This window comes from Anaerotignum faecicola (assembly GCA_024460105.1).
Taxonomy (GTDB): domain Bacteria; phylum Bacillota; class Clostridia; order Lachnospirales; family Anaerotignaceae; genus JANFXS01.
The window spans coordinates 1-422 of the sequence record JANFXS010000384.1; the positions used below are offsets into that span (position 1 = coordinate 1).

A 422-nucleotide genomic window follows, 5' to 3' on the forward strand; every position below is an offset into this window, starting at 1 on the left:
CTGTCTCGTTCTGCTCCACCGGCGCTTCCTTCCCATCTTCCGTTTTCGCCTGTTCCTTCTCCCAACGCTCCTGTTCCATAAGCACCTCCTATAATTTCATCGTCAGAGCAATCCGTTTCTTCGCCACATCCACGCTGATTACCTTGACTTCCACGATATCTCCCACACTGACCGCCTCCAGCGGATGCTTGATAAATTTCTCCGACATCTGTGATATGTGAACCAGCCCATCCTGATGAACTCCGATGTCCACAAACGCACCAAAATCGATGACATTTCTCACTGTGCCCTTTAACACCATACCCGGCTGTAAATCCTTCATATCCAGCACATCCGTGCGCAGGATAGGCTTCGGCATCTCATCTCTCGGGTCGCGGGCCGGCTTTTCCAGCTCCTTTACGATATCCTGAAGGGTAATCTCT

Annotated in this window: 1 protein-coding gene; it reads right to left on the minus strand. The window is 51.2% G+C overall.

Annotation, left to right across the window (positions count from 1 at the left end):
- Positions 1-88 precede the first annotated feature (88 nt).
- Positions 89-422, minus strand: a 334-nt coding sequence (locus tag NE664_14500) for a S1 RNA-binding domain-containing protein (protein MCQ4727845.1), incomplete at its 5' end; no start/stop codon positions are given.